The sequence below is a fragment of the Arthrobacter sp. R3-55 genome (assembly GCF_054161505.1).
This window is the reverse complement of record NZ_CP096423.1, coordinates 2,494,583-2,517,351: the sequence shown is the minus strand read 5'-3', so window position 1 is coordinate 2,517,351 and position 22,769 is coordinate 2,494,583. Positions and strand designations below refer to the sequence as shown.

Genomic DNA, 22,769 nt, shown 5'->3' with positions numbered 1-22,769 from the left:
GGTGAGCCTACGCGGTGGTGGCGGCAGTTGAGGCGAGCGCCTTGGTGGGGACGGCCCGCAGATCGTTGGCCGTCCTCAGCACTGCTGAGGAGATGAACTCTGCCGGGTCCAAACCTTCGACGTCGGAACTCACCTTGAAGGTCCACTCCGCTCCCGCAGGCAAGCTGACCAAGGCGTGATCGACGCTGGCAGCCGGATCCACACGATCTACGTGGAGAGTGATGTCGCGGACCAGTGAGTGAGCCTTCACGGTGATCTCGTATCCACCTGCCACGGCCTTGGCCGAGGCTTCCAGTGGGGCAGGGTTGAGCTGTAAGTCGACGTCCTCCACGAAAGTGTGGATAACCAGCTTCGGTCCCATGCTGACAACCAGGGCTTCCGTGGACGGGTCCTGCGGTGTACCGAGTTCCGGTCTCACCGGCAGCGTAAGCACGCCCCGGGCAGGGACCTCAACCTGTTCTTCGTGGTGGCTTCGGACCTCGCCATCAAGGGTTTGCAGGGAGAAAGCAACCGGTCCGACCCAAGGCTGGTCAGTGTCATTGACCAATGACACGGAAAGCTGCCCATCGCGTTCACCAAGGGAAATGATCTGCGGTGCGTAAGCAAGGCGGAGGGCGTGCCAGAGTGGCTTGGGCCGTTCCTCGGAGTCCACCGCCGCCCACGACGTCACGGGCCAGCAGTCATTGAGCTGCCAGACGATGGCGCCGGCAGTGCGCGGCCACCAGGAACGGTAGTGCTCAATTGCGTAGCGGACAGCGCGGGCTTGGTTGAGCTGTGTGGCCCAGTGCCAGTCTTCGAAGTCGGCCGGAATACCCAAGTGCGGGGCAAGCCCGCGGTCGAGTTTGCCGTTTCCGTCGTCTGCTTTTTGGTGGACAAGGAAGACGGGGTCTTCCTTGGGGTCAACAGCGTTAGCCAGCGGCCCGCCGTCGTTCGCGTGCACGAAGTCGCTCAGCGTCCGCCACGTTGGCGGGCCTTGGAAGCCGAACTCCGAACAGAACCTCGGTACCTCGCTGCGGTATTCGGAGTAGTCAATCCTGTTCCAGACTTCCCACTGGTGATGTGTTCCGTGGTCCGGGTGGTTGGGGTGGATGTCCTCCGGATTCCGGCCGGGGGAGTAAGGGCTGTTATCGCAGTAGGGGCGCGTGGGATCGAGTTCGGCCACAATGGCACCCAGGAGTTCGTGGGCGTAGCGGTCTCCCCAGCTGCGACCTGCCAGCTCTTCCTTCCAACCCCAGTCCTCGTGCCCCCACACGTTCTCGTTCCCGCCATTCCAGATCACCAGGGAAGGGTGGGGAGCCAGGCGCACAACGTTTTCGCGGGCTTCAGCCTCGATCTCCTCCCACAGCGGTGACTCCTCCGGGTACGCGGCGCAGGCGAGCAGGAAGTCCTGCCATACCAGGATTCCCCGCTCATCACAGGCCGAGTAGAAGTCCTCGGTTTCGTAGATGCCGCCACCCCACACGCGAAGGAGGTTCATGTTGGCACCGAGGGCCTGATCCAGCCGGCGGTTGATCCGGTCCCGGGTGATCCTGGTCAGCAGGTGGTCATCTGGAATCCAGTTGGCACCCTTAACAAAAACAGCTTGCCCGTTGACCAGGAGCGTGAACGCCGTGCCGTTCTCGTCCTCGCTGGTGTCCACCTGCACCGTGCGGAAACCAATCCGCCGTTCCCACGCATCCAGTTCTTCGCCGTCAGGTCCTTGCAGGGAGAGTTGCAGGGGGGCCAGTGGCTGCTCGCCGTAACCGGCAGGCCACCAGAGCGGAGCGTTCGGCACGTCCAAGGTAATGACCGTTGCCTCACTGTCGGCAGGGAGCTGCGCTGTGACTGCCTGACCCAGCACAGTGGCTGTCAGGGTGAGCTCGCCTGCTTGGCCCAAGCCTGAGCGTTCAACGGAAACTCGAAGCTCCACGTGTCCCGTACCGTCCGAGCCAACCCTCACCAGGGGGATGACCTGGGCGAGCCGCGCCACGGACCACCGCTCGATCCTGGCTTCCTTCCACAGTCCTGCGGTCCTCAGGTCCGGGCCCCAGTCCCAGCCGAAGCTGCACGCCATTTTCCTGACGAAGTTGAAGGGAACAGGGTGGTAAGCGCTCGGCCGATCACCCAGGCTGGAGCGGAGTTCCTCTGCATAGGCAGTTGCTGACCACAGGGTAACGGCCAGTGTTTGCTCACTGCCATCGAGGAGGGTGCCATCGGCGGCGGCACGGCAGTCGAACCTGTAGGAGCGGTGCATGTTGGCCGTGCGGCCCAACTCGTGTGCTCCCAAGGCAATGCTGCTGACGGTGTCCACGCCGTCGAACACCAGGTCAACGCGCTCCTCAGCGCCTGGCGCAGGCAGCGTCAGGGGGAGTTCGTAGCGCCAGTCGACGTGGTGCATCCACTGCAGCTTCTTCTCGTTCCCATCCAGATACGGATCCGGGATGAGCCCGGCACGGAGCAGGTCAGTGTGTGCTGAACCGGGGACTTCGGCAGGGATGCTTGCCGGAATGTTGGCCGGTACCGGACCGGCAACGGGGGATACTGTCCATCCGGCGTTCAAGGGTGTGGAGATCATTGTGTGTCCTAGCGGTGTTCGAGAGTTGAAAGATCTGCGCTGATTTCATCCATGTGTACCCACCGTTTGCTGAAGTGGTTGAAACACACAGTGTTGTCTATGGCCTCACGGTCCGGAGGAAGCTCGCTTGCGGCAACCTTTCCGAGTCGTTCCGGATCAGGGGCAGCTTGGGCCAGAAGCTGTGTATAGGGGTGCTGTGGGTTCAGGATGACATCATCCGCCGGCCCGCGCTCCACTACCCGCCCCCGGTACAGGACCAGGATTTCGTCCGAGAAGTGCCGGGCCGTGGCAAGGTCATGCGTGATGTAGAGAACTGCGAGATTGTCCTCACGCTGCAGGCGGCCCAGCAGGTTCAACACGCCCAGACGAATGGACACATCCAGCATGGAAACCGGCTCATCCGCGATCAGCACCTGGGCTCCCGGGGCCAGCGCCCGGGCAATGGCGACGCGCTGGCGTTGTCCCCCCGAAAGCTCGTGCGGACGTTTGGCCGCGATGATTTCGGCGGGGGTCAGATTGACGCGTTCCAGCATTTCCAGCACACGCTGATGTGTTTCGGCCGGCGTGCGTGTCCTGCCGTGGATCCTCAAAGGACGGGCAATGTGGTGCTCTATGGAATGGAACGGGTTCAATGACGCGAACGGGTCCTGGAACACCATCTGGACGTGCCGGCGGTAAACAGACCCCAGCACGGGAGTCTTGTCATCCAGCCGCACCGAGACCGAGCCGGAGGACGGTTTCTCCATTTTTGTCAGGAGCTTGGCGATGGTCGATTTACCCGATCCTGATTCGCCTACGAGCGCCACCGTTTTGCCCGGCAGCAGATCGAAGCTGACGCGATCCACCGCCCGCAGGTTCCGCCGTCGGATGCCTTCACGAAGTGTGTAGTCCTTGGTCAGGTTGGTCACCGAGACAGATGTCATGGCTGCTCCTCAAAATCTGATACCTCGCCGGAACGGATGAACGCCCCTCTGCCGCCGCTCAGGCTGGGAAATGAGGCGAGCAGTTTACGGGTGTAGGGGTGTGAGGCGGAACGGTATAGGGCCTCGGCCGTGTCCAGTTCCACAATTTCTCCGCGAAGCATTACGGCAATGCGGTCGCTGATTTCCAAGAGCAGAGGGAGGTCATGGGTGATGAAGATGACGGCGAAGTTCAGTTCCTCCTTCAGCCGCACGATTTCCCGCAGGATGTCCCGCTGAACCACTACGTCCAAAGCCGTGGTGGGTTCGTCCATGATCATGACCTGTGGTTCCAGCAGCATGGCCATGGCGATCATCACCCGTTGGCGCATTCCACCGGATAACTCATGCGGGTATGAACGCAGGCGCTTGGGGTCTACGCCCACCAACGTCAGGACCTCTGCGCACCGGTCCTGGCGGGCTGCCTTCCGGAGGCTTGGGTTGTGGGCCCGCAACGTGTCATCCAGCTGATTTCCAATGGTGCGCACGGGGTTCAGGGCGTTCATGGCGCCTTGGAAGACCATGGACAGTTTGGACCACCGGAAACGGCGGAGTGCCTCGTCCTCCAAAGCAAGGAGATCGATGTCCTGGCCATCGCGGTCGTGGAAAGTCACCTGGCCGGACGAGATCCTGGCCGGCGGCTGGTGCAGGCGGTTGATGGCATAGGCGAGGGTGGTTTTACCGCAGCCCGATTCCCCGGCGAGGCCCAGGATCTCGCCGCGGCCAAGCTCAAAGCTTGCGTTCTTGACGGCCGGGACAGGATGTTCCGATTCATAGACCACGCTCAAGTCCCTGACCGAGAGGACAGGCCCGCGGTTTGTCAGCCCGGGCGCGTGCTCCAGGGAGAGATCTGCGCTCATGATGTGACTGCTTTCTTCTGGATCCTGGCTGTTTGGCGTGCGCGTTTACGTACCAGCCGGGCGTTCTTGAGCTTGGGATTGATGATCTCGTCAATGGAGAAGTTGATCAGGGAGAGCCCCATGCCGAACAAGGCGATCATCAGGCCCGGCGGCAGGAACCACCACCACGCGCCCAGCGGCAGGGCGAAGCCGTTCTGGGCGTAGAACAACATGGTTCCCAAGGTCGATGAGCTGGACGCCCCAAGCCCAAGGAATGACAACCCGGCTTCGCCGAGAATCGCCGCGATCACCGCGAAGACGAACTGGGAAGCCAGCACAGGCAGGAGATTGGGCAGGATTTCGACGGCGATCACCCGCCAGGCGCGCTCGCCGGAGACCTTGGAAGCTGCAACGTAGTCCCTGTTCCTCACGGACAGTGTTTGCGCCCGAAGAACACGGGCCGAGGCTGCCCAACTGGTCAACGCCAGAACCACGGCGATGGTCCACAAGCCGCGGCTTTCGCGCGGAACGAAACCGGAGATGACGATGACCAGCGGAAGGCCGGGGATCACCAGGAATACGTTGGAAAGCAGGGAGAAGGCTTCATCCGCGAATCCGCCGATGTAGGCGCCGTAAATGCCGAAGAATGCCGACAGGACTGTGGCAAGGACGCCTACGAGGAACCCGATCTGAAGTGAGCCGCGGGTGGCGTGCGCAAGCTGGGCCAGGACGTCCTGGCCGGTTTGGGTGGTGCCCAGCCAGTGTTCGGCGGAGGGACCGCTGAGCCCCACGTTGCTGATGGCTGCGGGGTCGCCCACCAACAGCGGACCTATGGCTCCGAACACGATGATGGATCCGATGAGAACCAAGCCCGTGATCAACCAGGGAGTAGGGGTGGGGAGCATGAGGCGCCAAGCCGGCTTGGGGCGCTGGCCGCGGCCCCGCGAAATGGTGGCCGGCTCGTCCGTGGGATCGGCCGGCGCCTGTCCCGTCATGGATTGAATGTTGGTCATGTGAATCTGCTCCTTAGCCCCTGGCCCGTGTGCGGGGATCGACCAGGCTGTAGAGGAGGTCGACCAGGAGGTTCGCCGCCAGGACAGCGATGGTGATGTAGAGGAACACGCCCTGCATGAGTGCGTAATCGTTGTTGGTTACTGCTGCCAGCAACCGGGATCCGATTCCCGGGTAGGAAAAGACCTGTTCGGTCACCACGGATCCCGAGACGACGAACCCCAATGAGATGGCAAATCCAGCTACGGATGGGAGAACTGCATTGCGGGCTGCGTAGTTACGGAGGATCCAGCGATCCGGAAGTCCTTTGGCCCGGGCCGTCAGCACGTAGTCTTCGGACAACGTGGAAACCATCATGTTGCGCATCCCCAGAAGCCATCCGCCGAGGGAGGCGATGACAATGGTGAGCGCCGGCAGGATCGCGTGTTCTATTGCCGAGAGGATGAAGGGCCCGTTGAAGCCGGGGTCCAGCACCACGTTGTAGCCGCCTTGTCCCGGGAACAATCCCAGTCCACGGGACAGGATGTACACCAGGACCAAAGCCAGCCAGAAGTAGGGAACAGCTGCAAGGAGCGTGGTTGCCGGAACCAATGAGTCCAACCACGTGCCCGGCCTCCAGCCCACAAAGGCGCCGAGCAGGATCCCAAGGAGGGCTGCGATGATGGTGGAAACGCCCACCAGGATCACCGTCCAGGGCATGGATGCTCCGATGACGTCTGTTACCTTGGCCGGGAAGTAGCTGATGGACACCCCGAGGTCGCCCTGGAAGATGTTGACCAGGTAGGTCCAGTACTGGGCGAGGATGGGCTGCGTGTCATCGCCGCCCAGGAGGATGGCGTAGGACTTTCGAGTCTCCTCGGTGATGCTTCCTCCCCGCTGTTGAAGCTTGGCCAGCAGGATGTCTACGGGGTTGCCGGGAAGCAGCCGGGGAATGATGAAGTTCAGGGTCAGTGCCGCCCACAGAGCTGCGGCGTAGAAGCCCAATTTTCGGATGACGTAGTTCACGGTTTAGCCTTCGGCGGGCTTGAGGGACTTGTAGATCTGTGCCGCGTCCAAGCGGGACCACACTGCGGGGAAGGCGTACATGTTGTCCTCGCTGGGCCAGCCACTGAACTTGGCCTTGTTCCAGATGCTGGTGGTGCCGCCTGTGACAACCGGGATGTAGGGCATGTCCTCAACGATGGCTGACTGGATGATGTCGAACTGCTGCTGCCGTTCCGACTTCTTGTCGAAGGGCAGATTCTTGACTGTTTCCAAAGCCGCATCGACTACGGGGTTCGAGTACCGCGCATAGTTTGTTCCTGCCGACTGCCCCACAGGGGCGGAAGTGGCGGAGGAGAAGAAGTAGTTATAGACGTAGTACGGGTCAGCGGCCGGCCCTTGGTAGAGGGAGTCAATGGCCAGCTGGAACTTGCCCTTGGTCCGCTTGTCCGTCCACTCGTTCCAGGAAGATTGTGAAGCCTGAACGTCGATGCCTGCCGCCTTGGCCTGCTCTGAAATGGTTTGAATCGCCGTGATGTAGTCGGTCCAGCCAGTGACGACTTCAACGGTCAGGGTCAGCTTTTGGCCGTCCTTGGCATAGATTCCATCGCTGCCCTTGGCCCAACCGGCGGCCTCCAGGGTCTTTTGCGCGGAGGAGGCGTCTGCCGTTTCGGGGGCAACGGCGGGCTTGACCGCCGTCGAGATCCATTCGGACTGCGTGTCTGTCAGGGCGAACGACGGCGAGATGGGTGAGGCCGTGTTTTCGTAGGCCAGCTTGTTGAGCTGGGTTCGGTCAATAGCAAGGTAGAGGGCCTTGCGGACGGCAGGATCCGTCTGTGGTCCCGTGCAGCCCAGCTGGACATTGGCGCAGGCGGCGAGGACCTGCTGGCTCTGGGCGACTGTTTGCTTTTCATATTTGGGGAAGTTCTTGGACACGTTTTGGATGTCCGGAACAGGCCCCGTCTGCCAGTCGATGGTGCCCGAGGCGATAGCGTCGGCGCCGGCGGTGTTGCCCGAAAGTGCGATGTACCGGACGTTCTTGACGGCTGGTTCGCCGCCCCAGTAGGTGGGGTTGGCTTTAAGGGTGAACGCTTGGGGCTTGAAGTCGGCCAGCTGGTACGCGCCGGTACCCACAGGCTTTTCCACGACGTCGGTTTCAGGGTTGATCTTTGACCAGATGTGTTCGGGAACGATCACGGCCTGGGTGAGGATGTCCGGTCCGGTGACGAAGGCCGGAGTGTCCCAAACGAACGTGATGTGGTTCTGGTCCACCACGTTCACCGTGCCCTTGAAGCCCAAGCTGTTCAGGGCCGGATGCTGCTTGAGGAGATTGAACGTGAAGGCTACGTCATCTGCCGTGAAAGCTTCGCCATCGCTCCACTTCACACCCTCCCTGAGGGTCACGGACAGCTCTGTACCGGCCGCATTCCAGGCGTATTCCGTGCCCAGCAACGGCTCGGGCTTGGCATCGGCCGAAGCCTTGTTTTGGTAGAAGAGCGGTTCGAAGATTGCTCCCGGCCCAGCAACTTGCGAGGGGGAGAAAGGGTTGAAGTTGATTTGGTAATCGCCGGCCTGACCGGTGTAGGCGATCAGCGTGGAGTCGTTTGCTTCAGAGTTTCCGCCGCCTGAGCAACCACTGAGGAGGAGGCCCAGTGCCGTTGCACCGGCAGCCAAAGCGAGGGTACTGCGCCGGAAGCCGGCAGCCCGGTTTCGAGAGGTGAGGAGCATCTCTGGTCCCTTTCATCTAGCCGGACCGCTGTGACCGGCTGGGGTTTTTATGTGCCGTGGATCACGACCTATGAAAAAGTTAGGTGATTAAATTAAGTCAGTCAAGTTATTATGGAAACGAATCTCAGGCATCCGACCGAAAAGGAAAGAGTGACTACCATCACCACGCATCCACCCCCGGCCGCCTCAACCAAGGCCAGGCTGCTGGACATCATGCGCACCCGCGGAACTGTCAGCAGGGTCGAGCTTGTGGGCGCTACCGGCCTCACCCCCGGAACCATCACCAATGTGATCCGCGAACTGCTCGACGACGGCCTGGTGCAGGAAGTGGGACAGGCACGCTCAACCGGCGGGCAACCGCGGCGCCTCCTCCAGCTCTGCGCCCAAGCCCATTACGCAGTGGGCGTCCAGATGGATCGATGCACCAGTTCCATAGTCCTGGCCGACTTCACCGGCCGTCTCGTGGCACAGAAAACCCTTCAAGGCTCAGGCAGTCACGCTCCCGGAGAGATGCTCGACATCATCGCCGTACAGATCCATCAGCTGCTTGAAGCCCAGGAAGTACCGTTCCACAATGTCCTCGGAATCAGCCTGGTCACCCACGGACCACAAAACCGGGCTGAGGGAACTCTCCTCGCGCCACGTCCCACTCCCCGGTGGTACGGCTTTCCGCTGGTGCCCACGCTCTCACGGCTGACGGGCCTGCCAGTCATTCTGGAAAACGACGCCACGGCCGCGGCCATGGGCGAGCAGTGGCTGGGGGACGTGTCCGCGGAGTCCTTTGGAGTGATCTACATGGCCAGCGGCTTAGGCGGCGGAGCCATAGTGAACAGGGAGGTTTACCGGGGCGGAGGATCCAACACAGTGGAACTCGGACACATCACCCTGGATGCCTCCGGACCGCCGTGCGAATGCGGCAACAGGGGCTGTGTGGAGAACATCTGCGGTACGGCGGCAGTGGTGGCCCGCGCAGTCCGGGATCCCGCTCTATTCAGGAGGTTGGAACTCAAAGACAATCCAGCGGAGACGCTCAATGATTTTGATCGAATCTCCTTTGCCGCAGTGGCAGGTGACCTGCCGGCCCGACGCCTTCTCGAGGACGCGGCACGTGGTCTCGGGCACGCCGCAGTGACCTTGGTGAACTTGTTCGACCTCAGCACAGTGGTGCTGGCCGGCCCTGCCTTCTCCACTGCGGGCACGCTCCTGCGGGACCACATCTCAGCCACGGTCAACGCAGCAGCCTTCAACCGTGAACTGCAACCCATCAGCGTCGTCCTGTCCTCACATGGTTCGCTCGCAGCAGCGATTGGAGGGTCTTTACAAGTACTTCGCACCGCCAGCGACCCAAAAGAACGCCGGGCCGTGCCGCCGTCGTTCGCTACCGGGCGCAAGCAACCCCGATTTGCCAACCTCAACCCCTGAAAGATCTGGAGAACAGCATGTCCCAGTCCCTACAGCCCTCACCCACCATCGAGCACGTGCAGCAGTTCACCATGCTGCGCCGCGACGGTGTCAGTGTCGTCCTGCGCCACCTGACCGCTGGCCTTCCTTCCGTGTTGCACTGGGGCGCAGACCTCGGCCCCTTGTCCACGGACGACCTCAACGCAATGGTCCTCGCCGGTGGCAGACAAACGGCGCCCGGAACGCTCGACGCCGCATGGCAGCTGAGCGTCCTTCCTCAGGAAGGTGACGGCTGGGCAGGGCGACCGGGGCTCGCCGTGACGCGGGAGGGAAGGCCGGTCTTTCCGCGATGGACCGTCAAGGAGGTCACCGCCGTCGAACACGAGGCTTTCATCACTGGCTCCGATGCCAACAACGGCCTGGAAATCCACAGCTCTTTCGCGCTGACGCCCGGCGGTGTCCTCACGGTGGTGCATCGTGTGATCAACCGGGGAACAACTCCATTGGACGTCCATTGGGTTGAAGCCACCTTGCCGCTGCCCAAGACCGCGGACCATCTGACATCGTTCACCGGCCGATGGACCAGGGAAAAAGCTCCGTCCACCACACAAATGCCGCGCGGGGCAGTCAGCCGCGAAACGCGGCGCGGCAGGGGCGGACACGATGCACCCCACCTGGAAATTGCCAGCATCGGCAAGCCCCGGAACCGTGTCGGGGAAATGTGGTCCGTCCACTTGGGCTGGAGTGCCGACTGCACCTACCGTACAGACCGGATGACGGACACCGTAACGCTGTTGGGAGCCGGCGAGCTGCTGCGGGCGGGCGAAATCAGGCTCGCTCCAGAGGAAAGTTACAGCACCCCTAAAGCCTGGTTCGCTTGGTCGGACGCGGGGCTTGACGGTCTCTCCGCACGATTCCATGAGGCACTGCGCTCACGCGATCAACATCCGCGGAGCCCCAGGCCGTTGGTGCTCAACACCTGGGAAGCCGTCTATTTCGATCATGATCCGGCCACCCTGACGCGCTTGGCAGAACGTGCAGCCGAGGTGGGAGTTGAGCGCTTCGTCCTGGACGACGGCTGGTTCATGGCCCGCCGCGACGATACCAAGGGGCTGGGGGACTGGACTGTGGATCCCGCCGTGTGGCCGGAGGGTTTGGGGCCGTTGGCGCACCGCGTTCATGAGCTGGGAATGCAGTTCGGCCTATGGTTCGAGCCCGAGATGGTGAACTTGGATTCCGATCTGGCAAGGGCGCATCCGGACTGGCTGCTGCACAACCCTGACCACGTTTGGTCATCCCCGGATGAGCTGTCCTGGCGGACGCAGTACGTCCTGGACCTTGCGAACGCCGGTGCCTATGAGCACGTCCGAAGCCAGATGAGCTCACTCATCTACGAGCTCGGCATCGACTTCATCAAATGGGACCACAACCGGGACCTGGTGGAATCCGTGCATTCCGGACTTCCCGGCATCCACGAACACACCCTGGCCACCTACCGGTTGATCCGTGAACTCAAGGAAAGCCACCCGCGACTGGAAATCGAGTCATGCTCCAGCGGAGGAGCGAGGACAGATCTGGGGATCCTGGAGTTTGCGGACAGGGTGTGGGCGTCGGATTCCAACGATGCCGTGGAGCGGCAGGATATCCAGCGATGGACACAGCTGTTGCTTCCTCCCGAGATGGTGGGAGGACACATTGGACCAACGACGTCCCACAGCTCGGGCCGGACCGTGGACTTGTCCTACAGGGCAGCCACCAGCCTGATGGGTTCCGCCGGCTTCGAATGGAACCTGCTGGAATGCGGCCCCGATGAGCTGGAAGCGGTGCGCGCTTTTGGTGCCCTCTACAAAGAGCTGCGCCACGTCCTGCATACCGGCGTCCCAGTGCACGCAGATGTCCTGGATCCGGCATTGCGGGTCACAGGTGCCGTACTTCAGGATCAGAGCGAGGGCGTTTGGACCATTGCATCCGTTGCCACTTTGGAAGATGCACTGCCGGAGCGGGTCAGGTTGCACGGCCTGGATGTGTCCCGCCGTTATCGGGTAAGGGTCCGGAAGGAACTGGGCGAGGCCCGCCATGGGTGGATCACTCCGCCGTGGGTTTCAGCCGGTGAAATCACCCTTCCCGGGAGCGTCCTGGTGCGGGACGGGCTGCAGATTCCGCTGCTGTGGCCTGCGCAGGCTCTGGTGCTCCACGTCCAAGGGGTGTAGGGCATTGCGCGTCAGGAGGTGCGAACGTGCGCGGGATCTGCCGTGCTGCCCCGTTGCACGATTCGTCCTGTGGGGACGTGAACCACGGTCTGGACCGCGCCCGAGTACGTCTCCATCAGGACATCGGCAACGGTTCGTCCGAGTTCATGGACGTCCAAACTAAGGACGGAAAGGGGTGGGGAGGCGAGCCGGCAAGCCGGCCCGTCATCCCAAGCCAGCAAGGAAACATCGGAGGGAACTTCCAAGCCCAGATCCTTGGCTGCGCCCAATCCAGCTACAGCCATCATGCTGTTGTCATAAATCACTGCGGTAGGGGGAGTGGCAACCGACAGGATCTCCCGGGTCCGCAAATCCCCGGAAGCGGCAGAGTAGTCACCTTCCACCGACAGCCCTGTGACGCCGCGACGCTCAAGGGCCTGGTCGAAGGCCATGCTCCTGGACTTTGTGTGGTGAAGGTGCTTTGGTCCGGAGACCCGTCCGATGACCTTATGCCCAAGACCGGAGAGGTAATTGACGGCCATTTCCATGCCGCCGGAATTATCAACATCAACCAAGGAGGCGCCATCCACGGGCGGCCCGCCCAGGATGACTACGGGCAGGCCAAGCTCAAGGCAAATCTTCGCCCGGGAATCGTCCTCTTGGGAATCGGCAATGACTACGGCGTCCACATCTCCGCTTTCGGCCCATCGTGGATATGCCTCCAACTCCTCGCCATAGGAGGTGAACTGCCGCAGGAACGCGCTGGCACCTGCCAGGTCCAGGGCTTCTTCCATTCCTGCCAGTAGATCTTCAAAGAACGGGTCTGTTCCGTGGGGTCCGTTCTTACTCTGAACGCCCAGACCAAAACGAGGTGGCCGGTTTCTCATCACTGCGGCATTGTCCATGTGCTAAGTATGGCTTCGACCGGCAATACTTAGCACATGAGCCGAGCCCCGAAGCGTCCATGACTGTCCTGCATTCCTCGTCCATTACACCCACCAGCAGGGCCTTGATCCTTGACCGCGTCAGGGCGGAAGGCCCGGTCAGCCGTGTCCAGTTGGCTGAACGAACCGGTCTGACGCAGGCATCTATTTCCAACCTGGTCCGCGCTCTCCTGAGTGAAGGTTTGCTCGTGGAGACGGGAGAGCGGACGTTCACCGGGGCAAAGGGTAAACCCCGTGTTCTTCTTGGGCTCAATCCCCGTGCACGCTGCAGCGTGGGTGTGCAGTTGGGCGCCGACTGGATTGTTATTCTCGTGACGGATGCGGCCGGGTCGGTCCTTGCCAGGACACGAATACGGGGTGCCCGCTCGCGGAATCCCCAGGAAGTCGTTCAGGACGTTGCCGGGCACGTGGAGGTATTGCTCGGAGTTGCAGGCCAAGAGCGGAGCATCGTGTCGGGCATCGGCCTGGTGGCGCCCGGCGCATTGGACCTCGACGCCGGTTCCATTCTGTCCTCGCCCAGCATGCCTCTGTGGGAGGGCTTCCCTGTGAGGGACTCTATGAGTGAAGCAGCTTCCTTGCCCACCTTATTGGACAATGTTGCCACTGCTGCTGCCATGGGAGATTTCTGGAGCGGTGCCATCCCGGACGCCACAGCTCATTGCACCGTGTACATGGGTGCCAGCATCAGTGCGGGTTTACTCATTTCCGGGTCGCTGTATCGTGGTGCCAGCTCCAACGCCGGTCCCCTGGGAAGTGTGCGCTTCCGAGGGGACCGGCGGTCAGGGCTGACGCTGGATGAAGTGGCCGGACCACGCGCTGTTGCCGAGCGCGCCTGGGAGGCCATGTCAGCTGGCAAGACCACCATGGTCAGGCTCTCCAGTGACAGGGATCCGTTCCGGGATTTTGCGTTAATTGCAACAGCAGCCGTCCATGGCGATCCGTTGTCAGCGGCGCTCATCAAGGAATCCGCAGACTATGTGGCCGATGCCGTTCTGGCCTTGGTCAACATCCTGGATCTGGATTCGGTGACCTTCGCCGGACCCTCATTCACCACAGCTGGTTCGTTGTACTTGCCAGTGGTGGAGCAGCGACTCCGTGAGGAGGCTTTTGCCTCACTGAAGCACGGCGTCACAGTGCGGCTGGCAACACAGGTAACGGACGCGGCGTCGGTGGGCGCCGCAGCCTTGATGCTTCAACAGAGCATCAACCAGCCGGCGGCCAACGTATCGGGACAGTACAACTAGCCGGCTTTTAGTTCATCCAGATATATCGTTCCCGTTGTTGTTTGTCCGTCGGGAACCTGGTTGATAAAGATGTTGAATTGGGAGAGATCCTTAAGATCCTCGCTCGTGATCCGCCGCTCGGCGTTGGCCGTGTCCCAAGGAGCTGGCCGGAAATCGGCAAAGGGGATGCTGATGTTCCCGCCTTCCGTTCCGCTGAGGGAGGGATACGCCTCGTATGCCACCCCACCGCAGACCAGCTGGAGAACCAGTTTCTGCTGTGATCCGTCCGCTTTCAGCCACAGGGAAAGCGCGTCGAACCCGGACCAGTCGCCTTCTATCCGGCGGGTAATCCCGGTGTAATTCTGAAGGCGGAAGTCGTAGTCGAAACGCAACGCGCGTTCACCACTTCCCACAGGGCTGCTGGAAAGCGAGATGCTGTTAGCCCCTACCGCGCTGTATGTAGCCCGGAGCTCACTGTCGTCGGCGTATGTCTCGAAGTCGTCCACCACGCCAGGAGCCGCAGCAGGCTTTGCGCCAAGGACCAATTGTTGCTGCGCGGTGAGTTGGGCTTTCCCGGTCAGCGCGGCAGTCACGGTGAGGTTGGTCCGGGTGTTGACCAAGTCAGCCTCCGGCACGGTCAAGGCGCCGGTGAAATACCCGGAAGCAGCGTCATAAGTCAGCTGCTGCCTCGTCCCGTCGTCACCCACGGTGAACCATGCTTCTTTGACCTTTGCATCGCTGACGCGGACGCGGACCGTGGTACTGGTCTCCGTAATCCGTGCTCCATCAACCGGTGACACTACATGCAGGGCGGGTGCATGGTCCGCGGCCTTCACCTTCCGCTGCCAAACCTCACTCCTGGACAATCCTCCGCTGAACACTGTGAACTCATCGGCCGCGAAGGCACGGAAGTCCGGGAGCATTTCGTGCTCGGCCAACTCACCGGTTGCCGGGTAGGGAACAAAGAACTGACCGGTTCCGTAGTTGGTCCATGTCAACATCCAAGCCATGCGTCGGGCATCAGGGTCCGCTTTGAGTGCAGCCAGCACATGGCTGTACCAGGCAGTGTCCGCGTTCTGGCCGTTCTCCTTGAGGGCACCGCTGACACCAACTTCCGTCAGTGCCGCTACCTTGCCCCGCTCCTCTGCCAGACGCGAGATCATGCCCAGATCCGCTACAAGTCCGTCCAGCCACTGCTGCGAGCCGCCGGAACTGTCATAGTTGTCATAGCCAAGCACGTCCACAAAATCGTCGCCGGGATAGGTGCGCATGAACACCTCACTGGTCCCGCTGAAGCCGCCGCCCGGAGAGTAGGAGTAGAGGAAATTGTGGACGTCTTTGGTGTCGCGGAGATATTCCACGGTGTAACGGAAAAGTTCAACGTACTGGGAAGAGGAGGCATGGGCTGCTCCCCACCAAAACCAGGACCCCGCATTTTCGTGGAACGGCCGGAACACCATGGGGATGGGGGCGCCGTTTTCATCTACAGCGGCTTTAGCGATGCGGGCTACGCGGTCGAGGTAATCAGTGAAAGCCTTATTCTTATCTCCGCCGGGCATGATCCGGGGGACCACGCCGCCATCTGTGTCGTCAAAGGCTCCACCTGTAGCGAAGTTGTCCATGTGGGCTGAGAAGGTTTGGATCCCTCCAATCTTGTCTGCGGCTTTGACCAGGCTGACGGTGTGTTGGAAGTTCTCCTCCGGTGTGGGGCTGCCGGGCGCGGATCCGTACCCATCGTGGCCAAAATCCCAGCCGAAGACGGCGGGATGTTCTCCGGTGGCTGCTTTGACGTCAGACTGGAAGCCGTCGGCGCTTTCCGCTGGGAACGTTACGCCAAACTCCGTGTCCTGCTGGTGGCCGAAGAGGATGCCTTTACCCTGCTGGGATTGCAGGTAGGCGAACAGCGATGCTGTCCGGGGCGTCGCTTCGGGATCCACGATTGATACGCGCTCAGGAGGGCCGGAGCTGCCCGGCGCCGGGAGTGGCGCTGCCGAGGCCGTCGTTGCGGTTGAGGACGCCAAAGCGGCGATGAGTACGGTCAGGCCGCATGTCTTAAGGCGGCGAAGAAACTCACTTGATGATTTCAAGGTGGTCCTGTCTTCTCGGGGGATGCAACGGCGCATCGCCTTCGGACCACAGTAAGGGATTAACTTAAGTAGGTAAAGTAATTCTTTGCGAGTTGTAGCTGTTCGGGCGGCGGCCCGTTGGGCGGGGAGGTTTCGTCACCTCAGTAGTTGCCGGCACCGCGGCGTGGAGATTTCCCTGTCGTGTTCGGCGGGGCCTCGACGGTCTTGGCGGGGACAAGTTTCAAGCCGATCACGCAGGCGACGATGCCCGAGAGGAAGAGAATCCGCAGTGCGGTGGGTGTCTCGTTTCCTTCGAGCATTGCCCAGGTAACCGTCAATGCCGCTCCGGTGCCGGTCCACACGGCGTATGCGGTGCTCATCGGAATCCGCTTTGCTGCGTATCCCAAGCCGAGCATGCTGAGGGTGAGGCCCGCAGCGAACACGCTCGTTGCCGCAGGGTTGGTGAATCCCTGGCTTTGGCCTAAAGCTGTGGCCCATACTGCTTCCAGGACGGCGCTGGCAATGAGAACTATCCAGTGCATCAGCTGATCACCTTCAGCCCGACGACGCACCCAATCAGAGTTGTGAGCAGTGCGGCGCGCGACAGGGAAAGCCTCTCCTGCTTGCGGACGACGGCGAGCGCTGCGGTCAGTACAGCGCCGATCCCCACCCAGACGGCGTAGGACGTGCCGGTTGCCAGATCGGTCATCGCATATGCCAGGCCGGCCATGCTAACGGCCATCGAGACGATGAAGATCAGGGTTGGGAGTTTGCGCTTGAAGCCATCCGAGGCCCCGAGCGCTGTAGCCCAGACTGCTTCGAGTACACCGGAAAGTATGAGAACGAGCCACGCCATGAACTTTTCCTTGCTGGAGAGAGAAACGTTATCTGCACCGTGATGCGATGGGATGAGTGAACAATTCGATGCGCCTTGTTACGCACTGTTGGGCAGAAACTGCCCTAGGTTTTAGGCTGCTTTGTCGCCAGGCGCAACCTGGGACGGACGCTGCTTCCAGCGTCCGTCCCAGGCTGTGGTGGCTACTTGTCCCCGAAGGTCTTGTCCAGGGCGCTGAGGATGTCGTCGATGATGTCCTCGGGGTCTTCGAGCCCGATGGACAGGCGCAGGTGGCCGTATTTGTGGAACGAAGCAGGGTAGTTCTCTGAGCCGCCGCGTGCATCCGGGCCAACGTGGACGATCAGCGTTTCATCGTGGCCGAGCGAGACTGCCGAGGTGATGACCTGGAGGTTTTTCACGAAGGTGTTCTGGGTGTTCGAGTCACCTTCCACAGCGAATGCGAGAACACCCCCGAACCCTCGACCTCCAAATTGTTTACCGGCGAGTTCGTGCTGGGGATGCGAGGCAAGGCCCGGGTAGAGCACGTAAGCGATCCGCCAGTCGGCTTCAAGGACCGCGGCTACCTTCTCCGCGCTCGAGAATTGCTGTTTCAGACGCAGCGGGAGCGTTACGGAACCGCGCATGATCATCCATGCGTTGAACGGAGAAATGACACCGCCGGCATCGACTATGGCGTCGTGTCGGATGTGCTGGATAAGTTCCCGCCGCCCAATGACGACACCGCCCATCGCGTCACCGTGGCCGTTGATGTACTTGGTCAGCGAGTGGATGACCAAGTCTGCGCCGTCGTCGAGTGCTCGGTAGAAGGGTGCGGGAGTAAAGGTGGCATCAACGGTCAGCAGGACGCCGGCGTCCTTGGCGATCCTGGCCAGGGCGGCGACGTTGGCCACCTTGGTAGTGGGGTTGGCGATCGTTTCGGCGTGAATCAGTTTGGTGTTCGGACGAACGGCTGCCCGGACTGCTTCCAGGTCGTCGGCATCAACGAAGGTGGCCTTAATGCCATATTTTTCCGGAAGGAGCTCCCCGAACAGGCGGTAGACAGCTTCGTAGGTGACGTTTGAAACCACCACGTGATCGCCGGACTTCAGGAGGGCGAAGAAGACTCCATGAAGGGCGGCGACGCCAGTGGCGAAGGCCGCTGCTGCTTCTGCGCCTTCCATGGCGGCGAGTTTTGTTTCGAGGGCGACCTGGTTTGCGCCGGCGTTTCGGGTGTAGACCAGCCCGTCGTCAACGCTCGACCAGTCCATCTCGGAGGGGTCTTCGGGGAGAACGTAGGAGTTGGCCATGATCAGGGGAGTGCGGAGGGCGCCGGTGCCCTTGTCAATGCTGTTTCCTCCATGGACAGCCCAGGTGCTGTCATGGACGGATGCCCGGTTGTGCTTGTCAGGTGTGCGATTCATTGCAGGTTTCCTTTCGGAGGATAGGCCCCGTTAGCGGGCAAGAACCCGTGGTGCTGGACGGCGGCTGAAGAGGGGTTGTGTTGTGGAGACTTCGAGGGATAGCACGGCCAACTGAGCCCGAAAGAAACGGGTAATGGCTTTTAGGCGATCCCGGCTATGGACCAGAAGTCTGACCAGGACCGTATGATCGCCGTCTAGCAGCTCGGCGGTGGTGATCTCCGCGATGGATTCCATGCTGCGGTACAGGTCGTCGCCGGTGCGTCCCGGCGCCATGACGATCCGGATGCAGGCTGACAGGGGACCCAGTGCTGGATCTGGAAATTTGCGGATGATGGTGTACCCGCCTATGTGGCCGTGCAGCTCCAGGCCTATGACGCGTTCCTCGCATTCACGTTCGGTAAGCCCGGTGCGCGCGGCCAGAACTGTTGTGGGTACCCTGCCCTCATCTTCCAGAATGCCCAGGATGAGGAGGTCAACGACATCCGGTTCGCGGGTGGGCATGTTGCTACCCCTTCGTCATGTCCCTTCCGGGGGCGGGAGGGAGGCCGATAAGCCGCTGGACGCTGATGACCTCTGAACCCAACGTGGACAGGTGGCTCGTAAGGTCGGCCCCTGCGGCAAGCAGGGACTCGTTGCTCATGGGTGCCAGTGCGTCGAGGATGAACAAAGCTGAGGTGGTCTCGTCCCTCAGTTGTGTACGGCGGCCTTGGCGCCAATTCCAGCGGCGGCAAGTGACGCCGTCGTCGTCGCACCAGAGCACCTCGCCGGCATCTGGGTATTCGACGATTTGTTCTCCGCTCGCTACCGTGTCGAAGGGCTCTTGGCCCGTTGCGCGGATGAGCCGTGGTGCTCCGCTGTAGCGGGCGAGGTCTTCGCCGCCTAGCGGAATTTGGTGGAGGACGGAGATTGCGTTGTAAATGTCCGTGAGTTTGTTGACTCTGGGGAGGCCGGCCTCCGCCCGGCGGATCAGCGCTTCAAGGCTGTTGCGTGTGCGGTTGGGCTTGGCGCCGAACGCCTGGTAAGCCTCCCGCCATGCGGCTATATGCGGAAGGTGTTCGGCCTTTCGCTCGCTCAACGCAGTCCGCGCAACCATCTCAGCTTGCTCCAACAACGCATTGCTCGCTGCATCGCTTGCACCGGGGATGAGGCCATCCACTGCGATCAGGAGGGCTCTGTAATCGGGCCGAAGCTCGAAAACGGCGGGCTCCACGTAAGCGGAGTCAACGGTTTCCTGGAGGGCTTGGATGCTAAGCATTCCTTGCCTCCCGATGCCCTGATCCCACGCCGCGTTCAAAGACTGCGAGGGAGAACCGCGCCGGCTCGGAGGTGCTGTTGCTGTAGGAGTGGGCCAGGTCCCCGGGGAATGTGACAGAGTCGCCAACGTCAAGGACGAATATCTGCTCTGCTACACCAACGGTGACGGTGCCCTGCTGAACCTGCAGAAGTTCCTTGGTGCCCGGCGTGTGGGCTTCGCTTGAGTGTTTGTCGCCCGGCCCCAGGATCCAGTCCCACAATTCCACCACTTCCGGCGGTTCCGTTCCGCCAACCAGCACGCCGCGTCCACCGGCTTCGCTGCTCCAGAGCACTGCACCTTCACCCTTACGAGTAACTTGGACGGCCTTGGGTTCGGGTGACTGGACCAGGTCCGGCAGCCCGACGCCAAGCGCGTCGCTGATCCTCAGTAGAGTACCGACGCTCGGATTCATGGTGGCCTGTTCAACGTTGATCAGCATTCTGCGGCTCACGCCCGCCACTTCCGCCAATTGGTCCAGCGTCATGCGCCGGGATAGCCGCTCCTGCTTCACCCGTGCGCCGATAGCCGAGGCCAAAGTTGCGATATTATCGTCCATAGATGCAGCATACTGCACCATGAGTGCACTTTCAATGCTCCACCGGAATATGTTCGTATCAACGATTAAGGGAAGCCTCATGGATCCATATCAACTCAGTGTGTTGCGTGAGCTGGGCGACCACGGCAGTGTGGCCGCTACTGCCCGTGCTCTCGGCGTGAGTCCCTCGGCAGTCTCGCAGTCGCTTGCCGCGCTTCAACGCAAGTTCAAGGCGCCCCTGACTCAAAAGCGGGGGAGATCCGTTGAACTCACTGATGCGGGCCAAGCCCTCGCCGTGGCAGCCATTGCTGTTGCCGAGGCGATCACCCGTGCCGAAGCTACGGTTGATGAGTTCGTCGGCGGCATTGACCGGACGGTGCGTGTCAGTGCTTTCCATAGCGCGGCCATGTCGTTCTTCCCCGGGCTGGCCGCCTTGGAACATACGGAGGGATTTCCGGTTGTTGAATGTGTTGATGAGGACGTCGACCGTGTCTCCTTCCCGGCCCTGACCGCCAACTATGACATCGTGATCGCCCACAGAATGAGCCATACGCCCCCTTGGCCCAGGGACAGGCTTGCCGTGTTGTCCTTGCTGAGGGAGCCCATGGACGTGGCCATGCATTCATCCCATGATCTGGCCATGAAGAAGACTCTGAAACCGGTAGATCTGGTGGGGACGACGTGGGTTTCCACGCATGCCGGTTTCTCGCCGGCGGACATGCTTGACGCCGTAGCTGCTGCGGCCGGGTATCCAATGCGGGTGGTGCACAGAATCAATGACTTCAGTACAGCCGCTGCCATGGTGTCCGAAGGTGGGCACCTGGCGTTGCTGCCCCGGCATACCGTCAGGATTCCCGCATCGCAGGATGTGGTCCTGCGCCCGCTTGAAGGCGTACAAACAGTTCGTCACGTGGACATGCTGGTCCGACCCGAACGGGTGGTTCACCGGGCTGTATCCGTTGTTATTGATGCCTTGCGTGGAATCGCCCGGACACACGTACAAATCCCATCACCCAAGAACGCCTACGCCAAAGAATCCCCGCGATGAGATGGACGTGCAGGTTCTTGCCTGGCTTCAGCCGAACGCCCGCATTGGATGGCCCCACCCGGCTGTTGGCGGCGCCCTCCACGTTGTGCTGCTGCGCCGGCGAAAACCACGACCACAATTCCCAGGAGTTGGAGAGCCGAAGGTGACTGTGCCAGAACGATCATGCCGAGCAGGAGGCCGATGGCCGGTTCCAGCGCCAAGAGGGTGCCGAACGCTGTGTGCGTCATTCGACGTAGCGCCCTCATTTCCAAGATGTAGGGCAGTACGGGAATCAGCACAGCAAGGGCGGCGGCGACGCCAACGAGTTCCCATGTGATGTGCCCGAAAGCCTGCGGCAGTCCGAAGGGTGTCACAACCAGGGCAGCAATAGGGATGGTCAGCGCCAGGGCGCCGATTCCGGTGAAGCGGTCGCCTACCTTTTGGGTCAACAGAACGTAGGCTGCCCACCCGATCGCGCCCATGGCGGCGAAGCCGACACCCAGGAGGTCCACCTGGCCGGACCAGGGCTCGGTGAGCAGGAGGACTCCTGCCAGAGCGGTTGCCGGCAGGACCAACGAGCGGACTCCTTGCCCTCGAAGGGCAGCGACGCTGAGCGGGCCAAGGAACTCAATGGCTACAGCAGTGCCCAGTGGAAGACGTTCCATGGCGGCGAGGAACGTCACCGACATGATCCCGACGGAGATACCGAGACCGAGAATGGCCGGGGTATCGCTAAGGCGCAGGGACTTCAATGGTGGTCGGGCCAGAAGGAGCAGGATGATCGCGCCCATGCTGAGTCTGAGCCAGGCCGTACCGATTGGTCCTAGCGCCGGCATCAACCCTGCGGACAGGGCCGAGCCGAGTTGGATGGAGAACATGGCTGCTATGGTCAGCGCCCACGGTGGGATTGCGGGTTGGGTGGTGCTCATTGCTGGTTCCCCTTGGTCTGGCATCCATCGCTTGCACGCGACCTTGGAGGCCTGGTCACGGCAGGATGGTTTTGTCGATGAGTCGGTTGGTGATGGTGATGTCGGGCCCAAGTTGGCTGAGGTGGGTTGCGAGGTCTTCGGCAGCTGCCCGGAGGGCATCGGTAGTGACCGGGTCAAGGACATCCAGGATGAACAACGCGGTGGTGGTTTCATCCCGTAGTTGTGTCCGTCTGCCCTGTCGCCAGTTCCAGCGCCGGCAGGTGACACCTAGGTCATCGCACCAGATGACTTCACCTGGTTCGGGATACTCGACGACGGCCTCTCCGTTGGCTGCCGTGTCGAAGGGTTCCTCTCCAGTGGCCCGGATGAGTCGAGGCGGGCCGCTGTAGTTGGAGAGGTCTTCTCCGCCGAGCGGGATTTGGTGAAGCACGGAGATGGCGTTGTAGATGTCTGTCAGTCGGTTCACCCGTGGCAATCCTGTGGCGGCGCGCCTCAGGAGTGCCTCAAGGCTGTTGCGTGTCCGGTTCGGTTTGGCACCGAAGCCCTGATAGGCCGTTCGCCACGCGGCGACGTGGGGGAGGGCCTCGACTTTTTGCTCCTGGAGCGCCAGCCGAGCGGAGGCTTCGGCCTTTTGGAGCAGCGCCTCGCTAGCGTCGTTGCTCGCCCCCGGAACGAGCCCATCGACGGCCAGCAGGAGAGCTTGGTAGTCGGGGCGAAGTTCAAGGACGGCGGGATCGATGTAGCCGGCGTCGAGGAGTTGCTGGGGGTGGGCGGTCTTAGGCATCAGCAAAACCGTTGTTTACACTCAATGATGATTTCTCCATAGAGGCATC

The 22,769-nt window shown here is 61.6% G+C and carries 20 protein-coding genes; 4 read left to right on the top strand and 16 right to left on the bottom strand.

Annotated features, from left to right (window positions below):
- Positions 1-7 precede the first annotated feature (7 nt).
- From M1D51_RS11675 to M1D51_RS11650, 6 genes are read right to left on the bottom strand one after another with little or no spacing between them, the layout of a single operon-like run.
- Complete coding sequence (locus tag M1D51_RS11675; RefSeq protein WP_458106586.1) at positions 8-2,554, bottom strand: glycoside hydrolase family 2 protein; 2,547 nt, start codon at positions 2,552-2,554, stop codon at positions 8-10.
- An 8-nt stretch (positions 2,555-2,562) separates the two neighbouring features.
- Entirely contained in the window at positions 2,563-3,477 is a 915-nt protein-coding gene (locus M1D51_RS11670; RefSeq protein WP_458106585.1) for an ABC transporter ATP-binding protein, read from the bottom strand.
- Positions 3,474-4,373, bottom strand: coding sequence for an ABC transporter ATP-binding protein (locus M1D51_RS11665; RefSeq protein WP_458106584.1), 900 nt, complete (start codon positions 4,371-4,373; stop codon positions 3,474-3,476). Before M1D51_RS11665 ends, M1D51_RS11670 begins: the two co-directional genes overlap by 4 nt.
- Positions 4,370-5,365 (bottom strand): ABC transporter permease, encoded by a 996-nt coding sequence (locus M1D51_RS11660; protein WP_458106583.1) that lies wholly within the window; start codon positions 5,363-5,365, stop codon positions 4,370-4,372. The genes M1D51_RS11665 and M1D51_RS11660 overlap by 4 nt, the downstream gene beginning before the upstream one ends.
- A gap of 13 nt (positions 5,366-5,378) precedes the next feature.
- On the bottom strand, positions 5,379-6,368 hold the full coding sequence (locus M1D51_RS11655; RefSeq protein WP_091551603.1) for an ABC transporter permease: 990 nt from the start codon (positions 6,366-6,368) through the stop codon (positions 5,379-5,381).
- A gap of 3 nt (positions 6,369-6,371) precedes the next feature.
- Positions 6,372-8,072 carry an ABC transporter substrate-binding protein gene (locus M1D51_RS11650; RefSeq protein ID WP_458106582.1) on the bottom strand — a complete coding sequence of 567 codons (1,701 nt, stop codon included), beginning with the start codon at positions 8,070-8,072 and terminating at the stop codon, positions 6,372-6,374.
- Positions 8,073-8,222: 150 nt separating this feature from the next.
- Here M1D51_RS11650 and M1D51_RS11645 point away from each other — a divergent pair, with 150 nt between their 5' ends.
- Together M1D51_RS11645 and M1D51_RS11640 are read left to right on the top strand one after the other, a co-directional pair.
- Positions 8,223-9,494, top strand: coding sequence for an ROK family protein (locus tag M1D51_RS11645; RefSeq protein WP_458106581.1), 1,272 nt, complete (start codon positions 8,223-8,225; stop codon positions 9,492-9,494).
- Between the two features lie 17 nt (positions 9,495-9,511).
- Positions 9,512-11,683, top strand: a complete 2,172-nt coding sequence (locus M1D51_RS11640; protein WP_458106580.1) for an alpha-galactosidase — start codon at positions 9,512-9,514, stop codon at positions 11,681-11,683.
- Positions 11,684-11,694: 11 nt separating this feature from the next.
- Here the strand turns inward: M1D51_RS11640 and M1D51_RS11635 are convergent, their stop codons facing one another.
- Positions 11,695-12,567 (bottom strand): LacI family DNA-binding transcriptional regulator, encoded by an 873-nt coding sequence (locus tag M1D51_RS11635; protein WP_458106579.1) that lies wholly within the window; start codon positions 12,565-12,567, stop codon positions 11,695-11,697.
- 59 nt (positions 12,568-12,626) lie between these two features.
- Here M1D51_RS11635 and M1D51_RS11630 point away from each other — a divergent pair, with 59 nt between their 5' ends.
- Positions 12,627-13,850 carry an ROK family protein gene (locus M1D51_RS11630; protein ID WP_458106578.1) on the top strand — a complete coding sequence of 408 codons (1,224 nt, stop codon included), beginning with the start codon at positions 12,627-12,629 and terminating at the stop codon, positions 13,848-13,850.
- On the opposite strand, the gene M1D51_RS11625 is transcribed toward M1D51_RS11630, so the two are convergent.
- The 7 genes from M1D51_RS11625 to M1D51_RS11595 all read right to left on the bottom strand — a co-directional run bounded on the left by M1D51_RS11625 (position 13,847) and on the right by M1D51_RS11595 (position 20,001).
- Complete coding sequence (locus M1D51_RS11625) at positions 13,847-15,916, bottom strand: glycosyl hydrolase (RefSeq protein WP_458106577.1); 2,070 nt, start codon at positions 15,914-15,916, stop codon at positions 13,847-13,849. The two genes, M1D51_RS11630 and M1D51_RS11625, sit on opposite strands and share 4 nt — an antisense overlap.
- Positions 15,917-16,056: 140 nt before the next feature.
- Positions 16,057-16,437, bottom strand: a complete 381-nt coding sequence (locus M1D51_RS11620) for a DMT family transporter (RefSeq protein WP_172323820.1) — start codon at positions 16,435-16,437, stop codon at positions 16,057-16,059.
- Positions 16,437-16,751: a DMT family transporter gene (locus M1D51_RS11615; RefSeq protein WP_458106576.1), complete on the bottom strand. Its 315-nt coding sequence runs from the start codon at positions 16,749-16,751 to the stop codon at positions 16,437-16,439. The genes M1D51_RS11620 and M1D51_RS11615 overlap by 1 nt, the downstream gene beginning before the upstream one ends.
- Before the next feature lie 182 nt (positions 16,752-16,933).
- Complete coding sequence (locus tag M1D51_RS11610) at positions 16,934-18,151, bottom strand: trans-sulfuration enzyme family protein (protein WP_458106575.1); 1,218 nt, start codon at positions 18,149-18,151, stop codon at positions 16,934-16,936.
- A 30-nt stretch (positions 18,152-18,181) separates the two neighbouring features.
- Positions 18,182-18,652: an Lrp/AsnC family transcriptional regulator gene (locus M1D51_RS11605; RefSeq protein ID WP_458106574.1), complete on the bottom strand. Its 471-nt coding sequence runs from the start codon at positions 18,650-18,652 to the stop codon at positions 18,182-18,184.
- A gap of 4 nt (positions 18,653-18,656) precedes the next feature.
- Complete coding sequence (locus M1D51_RS11600) at positions 18,657-19,406, bottom strand: B3/B4 domain-containing protein (protein ID WP_458106573.1); 750 nt, start codon at positions 19,404-19,406, stop codon at positions 18,657-18,659.
- Entirely contained in the window at positions 19,399-20,001 is a 603-nt protein-coding gene (locus M1D51_RS11595) for a helix-turn-helix domain-containing protein (RefSeq protein ID WP_458106572.1), read from the bottom strand. Before M1D51_RS11595 ends, M1D51_RS11600 begins: the two co-directional genes overlap by 8 nt.
- Positions 20,002-20,080: 79 nt before the next feature.
- On the opposite strand from M1D51_RS11595, the gene M1D51_RS11590 reads away from it, so the two are divergent.
- Positions 20,081-21,028: a LysR family transcriptional regulator gene (locus M1D51_RS11590; protein WP_458106571.1), complete on the top strand. Its 948-nt coding sequence runs from the start codon at positions 20,081-20,083 to the stop codon at positions 21,026-21,028.
- On the opposite strand, the gene M1D51_RS11585 is transcribed toward M1D51_RS11590, so the two are convergent.
- Together M1D51_RS11585 and M1D51_RS11580 are read right to left on the bottom strand one after the other, a co-directional pair.
- On the bottom strand, positions 21,004-21,936 hold the full coding sequence (locus tag M1D51_RS11585; RefSeq protein WP_458106570.1) for an EamA family transporter: 933 nt from the start codon (positions 21,934-21,936) through the stop codon (positions 21,004-21,006). The genes M1D51_RS11590 and M1D51_RS11585 overlap by 25 nt on opposite strands.
- Before the next feature lie 55 nt (positions 21,937-21,991).
- Entirely contained in the window at positions 21,992-22,720 is a 729-nt protein-coding gene (locus tag M1D51_RS11580) for a B3/B4 domain-containing protein (protein WP_458106569.1), read from the bottom strand.
- Positions 22,721-22,769: the final 49 nt, after the last annotated feature.

Excerpts from the sequence above, each read along its gene's own strand:
- M1D51_RS11580 (WP_458106569.1), bottom strand. The coding sequence starts at position 22,720 with ATGCCTAAGACCGCCCACCCCCAGCAACTCCTCGACGCCGGCTACATC.
- M1D51_RS11665 (WP_458106584.1), bottom strand. The coding sequence starts at position 4,373 with ATGAGCGCAGATCTCTCCCTGGAGCACGCGCCCGGGCTGACAAACCGC.
- M1D51_RS11585 (WP_458106570.1), bottom strand. The coding sequence starts at position 21,936 with ATGAGCACCACCCAACCCGCAATCCCACCGTGGGCGCTGACCATAGCA.
- M1D51_RS11650 (WP_458106582.1), bottom strand. The coding sequence starts at position 8,072 with ATGCTCCTCACCTCTCGAAACCGGGCTGCCGGCTTCCGGCGCAGTACC.
- M1D51_RS11605 (WP_458106574.1), bottom strand. The coding sequence starts at position 18,652 with ATGCCCACCCGCGAACCGGATGTCGTTGACCTCCTCATCCTGGGCATT.
- M1D51_RS11635 (WP_458106579.1), bottom strand. The coding sequence starts at position 12,567 with ATGGACAATGCCGCAGTGATGAGAAACCGGCCACCTCGTTTTGGTCTG.
- M1D51_RS11670 (WP_458106585.1), bottom strand. The coding sequence starts at position 3,477 with ATGACATCTGTCTCGGTGACCAACCTGACCAAGGACTACACACTTCGT.
- M1D51_RS11675 (WP_458106586.1), bottom strand. The coding sequence starts at position 2,554 with ATGATCTCCACACCCTTGAACGCCGGATGGACAGTATCCCCCGTTGCC.
- M1D51_RS11615 (WP_458106576.1), bottom strand. The coding sequence starts at position 16,751 with ATGGCGTGGCTCGTTCTCATACTTTCCGGTGTACTCGAAGCAGTCTGG.
- M1D51_RS11595 (WP_458106572.1), bottom strand. The coding sequence starts at position 20,001 with ATGGACGATAATATCGCAACTTTGGCCTCGGCTATCGGCGCACGGGTG.
- M1D51_RS11600 (WP_458106573.1), bottom strand. The coding sequence starts at position 19,406 with ATGCTTAGCATCCAAGCCCTCCAGGAAACCGTTGACTCCGCTTACGTG.
- M1D51_RS11660 (WP_458106583.1), bottom strand. The coding sequence starts at position 5,365 with ATGACCAACATTCAATCCATGACGGGACAGGCGCCGGCCGATCCCACG.
- M1D51_RS11620 (WP_172323820.1), bottom strand. The coding sequence starts at position 16,437 with ATGCACTGGATAGTTCTCATTGCCAGCGCCGTCCTGGAAGCAGTATGG.
- M1D51_RS11630 (WP_458106578.1), top strand. The coding sequence starts at position 12,627 with ATGACTGTCCTGCATTCCTCGTCCATTACACCCACCAGCAGGGCCTTG.
- M1D51_RS11590 (WP_458106571.1), top strand. The coding sequence starts at position 20,081 with ATGGATCCATATCAACTCAGTGTGTTGCGTGAGCTGGGCGACCACGGC.
- M1D51_RS11610 (WP_458106575.1), bottom strand. The coding sequence starts at position 18,151 with ATGAATCGCACACCTGACAAGCACAACCGGGCATCCGTCCATGACAGC.
- M1D51_RS11640 (WP_458106580.1), top strand. The coding sequence starts at position 9,512 with ATGTCCCAGTCCCTACAGCCCTCACCCACCATCGAGCACGTGCAGCAG.